At 69.0% G+C, this 13,307-nt stretch carries 12 protein-coding genes; 6 read left to right on the forward strand and 6 right to left on the reverse strand.

Annotated elements, in window-relative coordinates:
* The 5 genes from ACFE8Y_RS17755 to ACFE8Y_RS17775 form a co-directional block, all read left to right on the forward strand.
* On the forward strand, window positions 1-422 hold a 422-nt coding region (locus ACFE8Y_RS17755), incomplete at its 5' end, for an ABC transporter permease (RefSeq protein ID WP_375465710.1).
* Window positions 423-595: 173 nt separating this feature from the next.
* The gene (locus tag ACFE8Y_RS17760) at window positions 596-1,453 is read left to right on the forward strand and encodes an ABC transporter permease (RefSeq protein ID WP_375465711.1); all 858 of its coding nucleotides are present in this window, start codon (window positions 596-598) and stop codon (window positions 1,451-1,453) included.
* Complete coding sequence (locus ACFE8Y_RS17765) at window positions 1,450-2,475, forward strand: ABC transporter ATP-binding protein (RefSeq protein WP_375465712.1); 1,026 nt, start codon at window positions 1,450-1,452, stop codon at window positions 2,473-2,475. Before ACFE8Y_RS17760 ends, ACFE8Y_RS17765 begins: the two co-directional genes overlap by 4 nt.
* Entirely contained in the window at window positions 2,472-3,389 is a 918-nt protein-coding gene (locus tag ACFE8Y_RS17770; protein WP_375465713.1) for an ABC transporter ATP-binding protein, read from the forward strand. The genes ACFE8Y_RS17765 and ACFE8Y_RS17770 overlap by 4 nt, the downstream gene beginning before the upstream one ends.
* A 15-nt stretch (window positions 3,390-3,404) precedes the next feature.
* Window positions 3,405-4,991 carry a gamma-glutamyltransferase family protein gene (locus ACFE8Y_RS17775; RefSeq protein ID WP_375465714.1) on the forward strand — a complete coding sequence of 529 codons (1,587 nt, stop codon included), beginning with the start codon at window positions 3,405-3,407 and terminating at the stop codon, window positions 4,989-4,991.
* 116 nt (window positions 4,992-5,107) lie between these two features.
* On the opposite strand, the gene ACFE8Y_RS17780 is transcribed toward ACFE8Y_RS17775, so the two are convergent.
* The 6 genes from ACFE8Y_RS17780 to ACFE8Y_RS17805 form a co-directional block, all read right to left on the reverse strand.
* Complete coding sequence (locus ACFE8Y_RS17780; RefSeq protein WP_375465715.1) at window positions 5,108-5,587, reverse strand: BLUF domain-containing protein; 480 nt, start codon at window positions 5,585-5,587, stop codon at window positions 5,108-5,110.
* A 7-nt stretch (window positions 5,588-5,594) separates the two neighbouring features.
* Window positions 5,595-7,967 carry an EAL domain-containing protein gene (locus tag ACFE8Y_RS17785; RefSeq protein ID WP_375465716.1) on the reverse strand — a complete coding sequence of 791 codons (2,373 nt, stop codon included), beginning with the start codon at window positions 7,965-7,967 and terminating at the stop codon, window positions 5,595-5,597.
* 496 nt (window positions 7,968-8,463) lie between these two features.
* A complete protein-coding gene (locus ACFE8Y_RS17790) occupies window positions 8,464-8,913 on the reverse strand; it encodes a response regulator (RefSeq protein WP_375465717.1) in 450 nt (149 codons plus the stop codon).
* Window positions 8,910-10,031, reverse strand: a complete 1,122-nt coding sequence (locus ACFE8Y_RS17795; protein ID WP_375465718.1) for a histidine kinase dimerization/phosphoacceptor domain -containing protein — start codon at window positions 10,029-10,031, stop codon at window positions 8,910-8,912. Before ACFE8Y_RS17795 ends, ACFE8Y_RS17790 begins: the two co-directional genes overlap by 4 nt.
* A 598-nt stretch (window positions 10,032-10,629) precedes the next feature.
* Entirely contained in the window at window positions 10,630-11,757 is a 1,128-nt protein-coding gene (locus ACFE8Y_RS17800) for a 2'-deoxycytidine 5'-triphosphate deaminase (RefSeq protein WP_375465719.1), read from the reverse strand.
* Window positions 11,758-11,822: 65 nt separating this feature from the next.
* Window positions 11,823-12,386 carry a hypothetical protein gene (locus tag ACFE8Y_RS17805; protein WP_375465720.1) on the reverse strand — a complete coding sequence of 188 codons (564 nt, stop codon included), beginning with the start codon at window positions 12,384-12,386 and terminating at the stop codon, window positions 11,823-11,825.
* A 163-nt stretch (window positions 12,387-12,549) separates the two neighbouring features.
* Here ACFE8Y_RS17805 and apaG point away from each other — a divergent pair, with 163 nt between their 5' ends.
* Window positions 12,550-12,942, forward strand: a complete 393-nt coding sequence (gene apaG, locus ACFE8Y_RS17810; protein ID WP_375465721.1) for a Co2+/Mg2+ efflux protein ApaG — start codon at window positions 12,550-12,552, stop codon at window positions 12,940-12,942.
* Window positions 12,943-13,307 lie beyond the last annotated feature (365 nt).

Raw genomic sequence — 13,307 nt, forward strand, 5'->3', positions numbered from 1 at the left:
TCGACAATCTCAAGGCGATGGCGATGCCGGCCTTCGTGCTCGGCAACGCGATCAGCGCGGTGATGATGCGCCACACCCGCGCGGCGATGCTCGGCGTGCTGGGCTCCGACTACGTCCGCACGGCGCGGGCCAAGGGCGTGTCGCCGCTGCGGCTGGTGCTGCGCCATGCGCTCCCGAACGCCGCGATCCCGATCATCACGCTGGGCGCCCTGGAATTCGGTCAGTTGCTCTCCGGCGCCGTGCTGACCGAGCAGATCTTCTCCGTGCCCGGCTTCGGCAAGCTGATGGTGGACGCCGTGTTCAACCGCGACTTCGCCACCGTGCAGGGCGTCGTGATCTGCACCGCGGCGACCTACGTCGGCCTCAACCTCGCCGCCGACGTGCTCGCGGCGGTGGTCAACCCGAAGCTGAGGCGGGCATGAGCGGGGGCCTTCGCGACGATGCCGCTGCCCTCCCTCTCCCCTCTGCGGGAGAGGGTGGCCCTCGCGTGAGCGAGGGTCGGGAGAGGGGAGCGACCTCTCCGGATACGGCGCTCCCCTCACCCGACTTAGCTCGCGGGCCACCCTCCTCCGCAGAGGGGGGAGGGAGAACGGCGGTGAGTCTGCCCCGCGAGCCCGGCACGCTCGCCGCCTTCTGGCGCCGGCTGCGGGCGCGGCCGAGCGCGCTGGTCGGGCTCGCGATCGTCGTCCTGCTGGTCCTCATGGCCGTGTTCGCCGGCCTGATCGCGCCCTACGACCCGACCGGCACCGACTGGGGCGCGGTGCGCGGGGCGCCTACCCTGGCGCACCCCTTCGGCAGCGACGAGGTCGGGCGCGACGTGCTGGCCCGCATCATCTACGGCGCCCGCGCCTCGCTCGGCGCCGGGCTCGTCTCGGTGGCGCTCGCCGTCGCGCTCGGCCTGCCGCTCGGGCTGCTCGCCGGCTACGCCGGCGGCTGGGTCGACGGGGCGATCATGCGGCTCACCGATGCGCTGCTCGCGATCCCGTTCCTGATCCTGGCGATCGCGCTCGCTGCCTTCCTCGGACCGAGCCTGACCAACGCCATGGTGGCGATCGGTCTGTCGGCCACCTCGACCTTCGTGCGGCTGACCCGCGCCCAGGTCCAGGCGGTGGCGGCCGAGGAGTTCGTGGAGGCCGCCCGCTCGGTCGGCAACCCGCCCTGGCGGATCGCGCTCGTGCACATCCTGCCCAACATCGTGCCGGCGATCCTGGTGCAGGCGACGCTGACGATCGCGGCCGCGATCATCGCCGAGGCGAGCCTGTCCTTCCTCGGGCTGGGCCAGCAGCCGCCCGAGCCGAGCTGGGGGGCGATGCTCAACGTCGCCAAGAATTTTCTGGATCAGGCGCCGTGGATGGCGATCTGGCCGGGGCTCTCAATCTTCCTGGCGGTGCTCGGCTTCAACCTGTTCGGCGATGGCCTGCGCGATGCGCTGGACCCGCGGGGCCGGACATGAGCGACGCCCCGATCCTCGACGTCAAGAATCTCGCCGTCGCGTTCGACACCGAGGGCGGCGCGGTCCATGCGGTCAACGGCGTGTCCTACGGCCTGCGCGAGGGCGAGACGCTGGGGATCGTCGGCGAGTCGGGCTCCGGCAAGAGCGTGCACGTGCTCGCCATGCTCGGCCTGATCTCGCGCCCGCCCGGCCGCATCACCGGCGGGCAGGTGCTGTTCGAGGGCCGCGACCTGCTGAGCCTGCCCGAGCGCGACCTGCGCAAGGTCCGCGGCGGGCGGATCGGCTTCGTGTTCCAGGACCCGATGAGCTCGCTCAACCCCGGCATGACGGTGGCGGCGCAGATCGTCGAGCCCCTGCGCATCCATCTCGGCCTCGACGGGCGAGCCGCCCGCGCCCGCGCGAAGGAGCTCCTCGACCTCGTGCGCATCCCGAACGCGGGCGCGCGCCTCGACCAGTACCCGCACGAGTTCTCCGGCGGCCAGCGCCAGCGGGTGATGATCGCCATCGGCATCAGTTGCCGCCCAAGGCTCCTGATCGCCGACGAGGCGACGACGGCGCTCGACGTGACCGTGCAGGCCGAGATCGTCGCCCTGGTGCAGGACCTCAAGCGCGAGATCGGCATGGCGATCATCTGGATCACCCACGATCTCGGGGTGGTCGCCGGCATCAGCGACACGGTGCAGGTGATGTATGCCGGCCGCATCCTGGAGCGGGGGCCGGTGGACGACATCTTCGCCGACCCGCGCAACGCCTACACGCTGGGCCTGCTCCGCTCGCTCCCCGACCTCACCCGCGGCCGGGCCGGGCGCCGGCGCCTGCGCCAGATCGAGGGCGCCCCGCCCGACATGCGTTCGCTCCCGCCGGGCGATCCGTTCGCGGCCCGCAACGTCTACGCCACCGCCCGGTGCGCGGCCGAGATGCCGCCGCTCGTCCAGGCGCCGGGCGCCGCGCCCGGCCACCTCGTCGCCGCGTGGTACGACCTGCCGACCCTGCTCGCGGGCGAAGCGGAGGCGGCGCGATGACCGCGCCGGCCAAGGCCTATCCGCTGGTCTCCGTGCGCAACCTCTCCAAGCACTACGCCCTGCGCACGTGGTGGGGCGGCAAGGCCTCCGTGTTCCGCGCGGTCGAGAACGTCAGCTTCGACATCCGCCCCGGCGAGACGCTCGGCCTCGTCGGCGAGTCGGGCTCCGGCAAGTCGACCATCGGCCGGGCCGTGACGATGCTGAACCCGCCGACCCTGGGCACGGTCGCCTTCGAGGGCACGGATCTCGCCACCCTGTCGCCGCTGGCGATGCGCGGCATGCGCGCCCGCATCCAGACCGTGTTCCAGGACCCCTACGCGGCGCTCAACCCGCGCATGGCGGTGGGCACCTACGTCGCGGAGGCGTTCAAGCTGCACCGGCCGGACATGCGGCGCCTGGAGCGCCGCGAGGCGGTGGCCGGCCTGTTCGAGCGGGTCGGCCTCGATCCGCGCTTCGCCGGGCGCTTCCCGCACCAGTTCTCCGGCGGCCAGCGCCAGCGCATCTGCATCGCCCGCGCCATCGCGCTGAAGCCCAGCTTCATCGTCGCCGACGAGCCGATCGCGGCGCTCGACGTGTCGATCCAGGCCCAGGTCGTCAACCTGCTCCAGGACCTCCAGGACGAGCTCGGCCTGTCCTACCTGTTCATCTCCCACGACCTGCGCATGGTGCGCCACCTCTGCCAGCGGGTCGCGGTGCTCTGGCGCGGGCGTATCGTCGAACTCGCCCCGAGCGATCTCCTGTACGAGAACCCGCGCCATCCCTACACGCGGCGGCTGCTCGGCGCCGTACCGGTGCCCGACCCCGCCGCCGAGCGGGCGCGGCTCGCCGCGGCGCGAACCGAGCCGGAATCATCCCCGTCCGAGGGCGGCGAACTCGCCGAGGTCGCGCCCGGCCACTGGGTCGCCGGACATTAGAGAGGATCGGCCTTCGTGAGGAACTTCGAACAGCCCGGCCGCTCGCCCGTCTACGCGGCCGAAGCCGCGGTCGCGACCTCGCATCCGGCCTCGACGCTCGTCGCGATCGAGACCCTGCGCGCGGGCGGCAACGCTGTCGATGCGGCGATCGCGGCGGTGGCGGTGCAGTGCGTCGTCGACCCGCTGATGACCGGCATCGGCGGCGACTGCTTCGCGCTCTACGTGCCGCGCGGCGCGTCCGTGCCGATCGCGCTCGACGGTTCGGGCCGCAGCCCGGCGGCGGCGACCGATGCGTGGTACATCGAGCACGGCGTCGCGATCGAACCCGCCTCCCCCCACGCGGTGACGGTGCCCGGTGCGGTCGCGGCCTGGGCGAAACTCGCTGCCGATCACGGCACCCGCGCGCTCGGCGACCTGCTCCAGCCGGCGATTCGGCTTGCCGAGGGCGGCTTTCCGGTGCAGCCGCGGGTCGCCTGGGACTGGGCACGCAGCGTCGCGCGCGTCGCCGGCGACCGCCATGCGGCGGCAACCTACCTGATCGACGGGCGCGCGCCCGCCGTCGGCACGGTGATGCGGATGGAGCGGCTTGCCGCGACCCTCCGGCGGATCGCCGCGCACGGTCCCCGCGGCTTCTACGAGGGGCCGGTCGCCGAGGATCTGGTGACGCGCCTGCGCGAACTCGGCGGCCTGCACACCCTGGAGGATTTCGCCCAAGCCGCCCCGGACGTCGTGACGCCGATCAGCACGAACTACCGCGGCTACGACGTCTACGAGTGCCCGCCCGCCGGCCAGGGGCTCGCGGCGCTGATGATGCTGAACGTCCTCAAGCCCTTCGACATCGCTTCGCTGTCGGACCTCGACCGGGTCCACCTCTTCGCGGAAGCCTGCAAGCAGGGCTACCACCACCGAGACGCGCTGTTCGGCGATCCGAGCCTCCACGCGATCCCGGTGGCGCACCTCCTGTCCGACGCGTGGCAGGCCTCGGCCCACGGCGCCATCGACATGGCGCGGGCGCAGGCCCCCGTGATCTATCCCGAGATCGACGCCGAGCGCGCCCACACGGACACGGTCTACCTCTGCGTCGTGGACCGGGACGGCAACGCGATCTCGCTGATCAACTCGGTGTTCCAGGGCTTCGGCTCCGGCATCATGGGGCCTTCGAGCGGCGTGCTGCTGCACAACCGCGGCCTGTCGTTCCGGGTGGAGCCCGGCCACCCCAACACCATCGGCCCGAGCAAGCGCCCGATGCACACGATCATCCCCGGCATGCTGATGCGCGACGGGCGCGCCGTCGCCCCCTTCGGCGTGATGGGCGGGCACTATCAGGCGATGGGCCACGTCGAACTGCTCACCGGCCTGATCGACCGCGGCCTCGACCCGCAAGAGGCGCTCGATGCCCCGCGCAGCTTCGCCTACGACGGCGTCCTCGAACTGGAGGGCGGCCTCGCGGACCTGACCGCGGGGCTCGCCGCCCGCGGCCACGACGCGATCCCCGCGCCCCTGCCGCTGGGCGGCGGTCAGGTCATCTGGATCGACCACGCCGCCGGCACGCTCATCGCCGGCTCCGACCCGCGCAAGGACGGCAGCGCACTGGGGTATTGAAGGCGGAGGTGGGGGTGAGTTCCATACAACGATCGGCGCTGCCGGATCGAGGCCTTCTCCGAGAAACTCGAGCGTTACGGCAAAATCCGTCGTCCCCGACTGTGCCCTCGGTCTCCTCAGCCGCCTGGCCCGCGCAACGTACCGGGCAACTGTTCCGATGACGCGGCCTGCGCCGGTCCACTGACCATGAGCGTGCGCATGAGCTGGATCGTCGCATGAGCGGACGCCGCTTCCGGAACTTGGTCCTCGCCTGCCGGGAGACGGGAGACCAGCCGCTCTATCCTCTGATCGGCCGAGATCCGCCCCATCGACCATTCCCCGAACACGCGTCCCTCGGCCTCGACCAACTCGATCAGCTCGACACGGCGGTGGCGCAGGTCGCAGCAGATGCGCTCGAAGGTGGCCTCCACGGCGGGCATGGGCCCTTCCAGGACCTGGATGAACACGCCACGCGTGTGCAGCAGGGCGCCCGTCAGGCCATCGGCCGCATTCCGCGCTTCGGAGATGCGCACGATCTCGACGATCTGCTGTCGGATACCCGCCGCGGTGCCGGCGAGATCCATGTCGCTGCGGTAGAGGAGGCGATGGATGGTCATCGAGTGCTCACGCGCTCAGGGCGATAGGGTTGGCCGTGGAGAACAGCGCCTGGATCTGCTCGGCCGGAACCGGCCGGCTGATCAGGTAGCCTTGGATCTGGTCGCAGCCCTCCCCGGCAATGAAACTCGATTGAGCGTCCGTCTCGACCCCCTCGGCCGTCGTCTTCATGCCGAGGCTCGCGCCCAGCATCGCGATCGCCCGCACGATCGCGGCGCTTTCCCGGTCGTCCGGCGTGCGCCGCACGAAGGACTGATCGATCTTGATCTTGTCGAAGGGGAAGCGGTGCAGGTAGCTCAAGCTGGAGTAGCCGGTGCCGAAGTCGTCCATCGAGATGCGGATGCCCAGCGCCCGCAGTTCGCGCAGGATGGTCAGCGTGCGCTGCTCGTCCTGCAGGAGCGAGCCTTCCGTGATCTCCAGTTCGAGCCGGGCGGGGGGAAAGCGGGTCTCCACCAGGATGTTGCGGATCGTCGTGGCCAGCCGCGCGTCACGGAACTGCACGGGCGACAGGTTGACGGCCACCGTCAGGTGCCTCGGCCAGCACAGCGCCTCGGTACAGGCGGTCCGCAGCACCCATTCGCCGAGCGGGCCGATCAGTCCGGTTTCTTCCGCCAGCGGGATGAAATCGGCCGGGGACACCAGCCCCCGCTCGGGATGATGCCATCGGATCAGGGCTTCGGCACCGTCGTAGGTGCCGGTCCGGGCGTCGACCTGCGGCTGATAGTGGAGCGTGAACTCCTGACGGGCGACCGCGCGCCGCAGATCGAGTTCGAGCGAGCGCCGCGCCTGGATGCGCGCGTTCATGCTGCTCTCGAACATCCGGTAGCGGCCCCGCCCCTCCTCCTTGGCGCCGTAGAGCGCGAGATCGGCGTTGCCCATCAGCATCTCCGCACCCTCGCCGTCCTCCGGAGCGAGCGCGATCCCGACGCTCGCGCCGATGTTCAGGATGTGGCCGTCGATCACGAACGGGCGCGCCAGGATGTCGACCACGCGCTCGGCCACGGCGTGCATCGCCGACACGTCGGTGCCGCCCGCCTTGAGGATCGCGAACTCGTCCCCGCCGAGGCGCGCGACCAGATCCTCCTCGCGCACGGCCCGCAACAAGCGTTGAGAAACGCGCCGGAGCAACGCGTCGCCCATGCCGTGGCCGAGCGTGTCGTTGACCAGCTTGAAGCGGTCGAGATCGAGGACCAGCAGCGCGAACGTCGCATCGTCGCTGCGACGCGAGGCGACGCGTTTGGCCAGCGCCTCGTTGAACTGGCGGCGGTTGGCCAGCCCCGTCAGTGCGTCGTGGTGGGCGAGACGGTGCATCTCGGCCTCGGCGCGCAGGCGCTCGCGCTGGTCGCGCACGGCGATGACGGTGTGCGGCTTGGCCTTGATCGCGATCATCTGCGCGATGAGGCGCACCGGGATGCCGGCATCGCCGCCGTTCCGGAGCAACCCGTCGACTTCCTTCGCCGTCGAGATGTCGACCGCGGACAAGCCGGGCAAGATCCGCTGCAGGGGCACGCCGATGAGAGTGTCGCGGGACTGCCCGAGGATGCGTTCCAGGCTATGATTGATGCCCGTGATCGTATCGCCATCGCAGATCATCAGCCCCTCGACGGCAATGTCGGCGAGGTCGCGCAGGCGCTGGTTCTCGGCCTCGTGCCGTTGCCGGTTCACGTGCGACAGGCGCAGGGCCGCCAGCGCGAGGCCGACGATCAGGAGCGCGGCGTTCGCGGTCAGGATCGATAGGAGCGTGCTGTCGAGGCTTCCGCCAGGGATCTCCACCTGCGGGTCGAAGGCGACGGTGACCGCGCTCATTCCGGTGAAGTGCGTCCCGCAGACCGCAGCGAGCAGGAGCAGAGGGGCGAACCGCTGGACCGAACGACGCGGGCTGAAGCCCACGACCATCGAAGCGCTGCCCAGCACGGCACCGACCAGGACCGAAACGGCCACGGTCGCGGCATGCCATCGCAAGGAGCCCTGGACGTGGTAGGCGCCCATGCCGGTGTAGTGCATCGCCGAGATCGCCAAGCCGACGATCCCCCCGCCGATGAAACGCCATGCCAAGCCGGACCAAGCGATGACGATGCCGGTGCCGAGGCCGACCAGCAGGACCGCGACGAGGAAGGAGGCGAGAGTCTGACCGACCGTGAAGCCGAACGCCATGCTCGGCTCGAACGCCAGCATGGCGATGAAGTGGGTGGCCCAGATGGCCGTGCTCGTGGCGATCACGCCCGCGACCGCCCAGATCAGCCGCTCCTGCCAAGCGATGTCGCGGAAGACCTGACGGCCCATGGCGAACGTCGTGTAGGAACCCAGCGCGCAGATGACGGCCGCAACCGCGACGAGCCGCAGGTCATGTTGGTTCGCGACACAGGTGTAGAGCTGAATCATAAGGAAGGACGAGTCCGCGGCGGGAAGCGCTTCGACGGTCGACCCTAGATGCCAAGCGTGATTAAGTTGTGAACGCTCAAATTGTGCGAATTATGTATCAGAGGTTGTGTATTTAGTCATGCACGCGCAGTCCGCGCGGTATGAATAGTCGCTCCGGTCGTGATGCGATGGCTGGACTGCTGACGATCCCATCAAGGAGGCTATGACTCGGAAGCTCTTGAAACTTGAGACATCCGCGGGGCAGCTAGAGCATTGTCTTCACGCGAGCCGACGTCGACCTCGCCGGGAAATGCCCTGTCCTAATTTCGGTTCGCTCATGCTCACCGTCCTTGCTCTTGGCCTTCGTTGGATCGCAGTTTCTTCACGCGAACACCGCGCACTTCGCTTGATGCTCGAGAGTATTTTCCAGCGAGGTGGTTGCCGGCTCGCGTGAAGGCAATGCGATCCCACAAGCGGATAGACCACTTTCCGAGATCTGGAGATCATGGAACGTGCTCTAGGCACGCATCTCCGCGAAGGTCGCGAGGTAGCCGGGCGCAACCCGCATCCCGCGAGGCACCAGCACGGCCGGCGGCGGCTGGCGCACGCAGTCCTCCAGGTAAGCCAGCGAGGCTTCCAGAACCGTGCCGGAGAACGGCTTGGTGATCACCGCCACGGCCCCCTCCAGCTCGTCGGAGAGCTGCCGGGCGTTGGCGGTCATGAAGGCCGTCGTGATGCCTCCGACGGCGCGCACGACGCGCGCCACGTCCACGCCGGAGGAACCGTCACCGAGGCGCAGATCGATCAGCACCAACTCCGGCTGCGTCGCGTGGATCAGGGCGATGGCTTCGCTGGCCGTCGTCGCCGTTCCCACGACAACGTGCCCGGTATCCTCCAGCATCATCTCGATCTGCATCAGGATGAGGGCCTCATCCTCCACGACGAGTATCCGCAGCGGCTCGTTCACGTGCTCTCCGAACTGTTTCCCGTCTCGCGGGGCAGACGTATGTTGACCAAAGTTCCAGGATTATTCGCCTGCCAGGCGATGCTGGCATTGAGTTGGCGGCAGAGGGTACCGATCAATCGCTTCCCGAACGATCGCTTCTCCATCACCTCTACAGGCATACCGATGCCGTCGTCAGCAATTTTGATCGTGAAATAGCTTTTGTCCGGAGCGACTGTCACCGAGAGACGGCCCGCACGATCACCGGGGAAGGCGTGCTTGAGGGTGTTGGTGAGCAGCTCGTTCATCATCAGCGCGACCGGCGGGGCTTTGGCCACCGGGATCTCCACGGCCTCCAGGTCGAGGTGCAGGCGGATGCCCTCGCGGCCGGAGCCGCGCACCAGATCGAGTGCCAGATCGCGGGCGAACTCGGCTACGTCGAACCGCTCGACGTTGTTGGATTGGTACAGCCGCCGATGCACGGTGCCGAGGGCTTCCACGCGCGTGAGCATCGTTTCCATGGCGGCGCGTGCCGCCGGATCGGTGATCGCCCTGGTCTGCATGGCGAGCAGCGCGGCGATCATCTGCAGGTTGTTCTTAACCCGGTGGTCGACCTCGTGGACCAGCATGGTTTGCGTGGCCAGCGCTTCGCTCAGCTCGCGGGTGCGCTTCGCGACCTCGGCCTCGAAATGATCCTTCTCCTGCCGGACCTTCATGTGCGCGTCCACGCGCGCCGTCACGTCGAGCTGCGACGCGAAGAAGAACAGCACCTCGCCGGCCTCGTTGGACACCGGGCTGAGGTACAGCGCATTCCAGAACGGCGTGCCGTCCTTGCGGTAGTTCAGCAGGTCGATGGAAATGTCCTTGTTGGCCTGGACCGCGTCCCGGATGAGGGCAACGGCGCCCTTATCGGTCTCGACGCCCTGCAGGAAACGACAGTTGCAACCCATGATGTCATCGCGGCTATAGCCGGTCATGCGCAGGAACGCGTCGTTGGTGTAGACGATGGGATTGTCCGCCAAGCGCGGATTCGTGATGACCATCGCCATGCGCGTGCCGCGCACGGCCGCCGCGAACGGATCGCCCTTGCCGTGTTCGATATCGAGTCGGTCAGTCTGGTGCCAAGCGTCGGGCTGTTCCATCAGGGTGTTCTTTCTTGCCCGGCGTCGTACACCTCAAGGCATCGTTCAAATCCGCCCGCGCTCCCGCAGACCATGATGACCAAACGCTCACGCGGGATTGGTAGACCGTCAGCCGCAACCTTAACGGTTCACGGCGGGGATCGGGTCCAAGACATTCGAGGCGCGACCGCGAAGGCGGTGGACACGACGCCGCATCACGCCCAGGCAGTCAGCCGCTTAGGCACTACGGGATCTTCTGAAGAGAAAATCACCCCGTCACCAGGACGTCCTTGCCGTCCAGAGGAGACGAGAGGAGGAAATTGATACCGAGGTCAGTTAATGCACCAAGCATCCAATAGCCAAACGACAGGTTCTTCTACTCGGCTGAACGGCCTAAAGGGGGTAGAACATGCAGGTATAGCTCCCGGCCCTGTGCGCGAGGGTTGCCTACGGTCGTTGATTTTGCACCTTGCGCCGGCGCCGAGGGTATTCCCCTCTGGCTCGGCAGGTAGGCCTCAAGCAAGCTGCGACCGAGGCGACGGTCCCATCTGGCGGCACGACCAGTTTCGTCACTTGGCGAGCGGGTCTTGGGGGTCAAGGGTGCTCGGGTGGGCATAAATCAAAAAAAGTGCTTGGAGAGCTTCAGGCCCTGCGCCTGATAGTTCGAGCCCGCGTCCGCGCCGTAGAGCGTCGCCGGGACCTCGGCCATGCGCTCGTAGACGAGGCGGCCGACGATCTGGCCGTCCTCCAGGAGGAACGGCACGTCGCGCGAGCGCACCTCCAGCACCGCCCGGGCGCCCGTGCCGCCGGCGCCCGCGTAGCCGAAGCCGGGATCGAAGAAGCCGGCGTAGTGCACCCGGAACTCGCCGACGAGCGGATCGAACGGCACCATCTCGGCGGCGTGGTCGGGGGGCACCTGCACCGCCTCCTTCGAGGCCAGGATGTAGAACTGGCCGGGATCGAGGATCAGCGCGCCGGACCCGTCGGCCGGCAGTGCCTCCCAGAAGTCGACGGCGCGGTGGCGGCCGGGCGCGTCCACGTCGACGAGGCCGGTGTGGCGCTTGGCCCGGTATCCGATCAGCCCGTCGAAGCCGGAGAGATCGACGGAGACGGCCACGCCCCCCTGGAACGAGGGCGTTGCCGCGCTCACCAGGGGGAAGCGGGCATGGAGGTCGGCAAGGTCCGCATCGCGCAGGCGCACCTCGCCGCGGCGAAATCGGATCTGCGACAGGCGCGAGCCCGTCCGCACCAGCACCGGGAAGGTGCGCGGCGAAATCTCGGCGTAGAGCGGCCCGTGGTAACCCGCCTCGACCTGATCGAACGCTTCCGCCCGGTCGGCGATGACGCGGGTGAACACGTCGATCCGTCCGGTCGAGCTCTTGGGGTTCGCGGCAGCGGCCAGATCGGCCGGCAAGGCCAGCGATTCCTGCAACTCGGCGATGTAGACGCAGCCCGTCTCCAGCACGGCACCCGGCCGCAGGTCGATCGCGTGGAACGCCAGCCGCTCGACGCAAGTCCCCACCGATCGCCCGGTCCCCGGCAGGAAGCTCGTCCGGACGCGCCACGCGCGCGCGCCGAGGCGCAGGTCGAGGCTTGCCGGCTGGATCTGGTCGGGCGCGTAGGGCGAGGCCGGCAGGATGCCGCCGGCCCGCGTCAGCGCCGCGATGCCCTGCGCCGACAGGATGCCGTCCCTGGCCGGACCGGGCTGGGCAGGACTGGGCTGTGCAGGACCGCGCGTCGTGCTCATGTCCATCGCGCGTCCCGGCCCGTCGTCACCATCGATCCTTGTCCCGCACCGCGCCTAACGGCGGCTTAAGGGCTGCCGTCCGCATCGGGCCGGGTCGCGCGCAACGTCGTGGAGGCCCCCTCCCCCTCAAGCAGCGGATTCTCGTCCGAGTCGGACAGATTCGGCGCCGGGCGAACGGGGGACGCATCCGTTGCCTGCACCTCGCTCAGCCCGAGCACGAGGCGGATCAGGGCGAGGCGGGCGAGGGCGCCGATCGCGAGCAGGCCGGCAAGGGCGCTCGCCAGCACCGGCACCGCGTGCGGAACCAGCATCAGCGCGACGGCTCCGAGGGTGAGGCCCGGGATATCACCGGCGCCGAGCACCAGCGAGGGCAGGCCGGAGAGCCGCGGGTCGGGTCCGTTCCGGGGGGCGAGGCCGGCGGCCGCGAGCCGGCCCGCGCCGTCGAGGACCAGCGCGGCGGCGAGAGCCGCCGCGGGACAGACGGCGGCCGGGTCCTGCCATGCGCGCAGCAGCGCGATCCCGAGGAGGCCGGCCCAGGCTGCCGCGTGGGCGATGCCAGGGGTGCCGACGCCGCAGCCTGGGCCGGCGAGGCGGAGAAACCTGAGGTGGCGCAGCGTCGCCTCGACCATGCCGGGACCGTCCCTGCCGCCTTGCCGCGACGTACTCCGCCGCAATTGACGGCAAATCCCCCGCCAACTACCACGAGGAACGATGCATCGAGAAGCGGCTTCAAGCCGGTTAGACCGCAGCGAGACCGAACTCGATCGCAGCCAGGGAAGGCAATTAGGCACGATGTACAGGGCCGAGACGCGCGGGATCAGCGTGACCGTCAATCCGCGCTTCGTCGAGGAGGAATCCTCGCCGGGCGACAGCCGGTACTTCTTCGCCTACACCGTCGAGATCGTGAACAACGGGAGCGAGCAGGTGCAACTCCGCTCGCGCCACTGGCGGATCATCGACGGGCGCGGCGACTGCCAGGAGGTGCGCGGCGCCGGCGTCGTCGGCAAGCAGCCGGTGCTGGAGCCGGGCGAGTCGTTCTGCTACACCAGCGGATGCCCGCTCACCACGCCGGACGGCCTGATGGCCGGCAGCTACACCATGGCCACCGGCGCGGGCGAGAGCTTCGAGGCCGAGATCCCGGCCTTCTCTCTCGACAGCCCGCACATCCGCCGCAGCCTGCACTGATTGGTCTTCGGGGATTTGCGACGACCGGTCGTGGGTCGGTTTGAACTCAGGACCGGGCGGTACGCTCTGCGCCCGACCCTTCTCGGACGGCAGGTGCGGTATTTTGCTATGTCCGGAATTAGCCGCTTGCGGATATCGGCTCTCTATCGACAAGCCGACGGAATGGGATCAGAAACCACGATGATTGTCGAAGAGCTGCATCTAGAGCGCTTCCCGAAGAAGTGGACACCGGTTCGTCGTAAGGAAGGGCGTCAAAACAAGGACTTAGAGCCGTGACCGATCCAACTTGGTCGGGCACGGCTCTAGCACGCGACTGAGAGCCTGTTTGAGGTCCTCCGCCGGCCGCCCCCATCTGTCTCGTGTGC

Source organism: uncultured Methylobacterium sp. (genome assembly GCF_964242245.1).
Classification (GTDB): Bacteria; Pseudomonadota; Alphaproteobacteria; order Rhizobiales; family Beijerinckiaceae; genus Methylobacterium.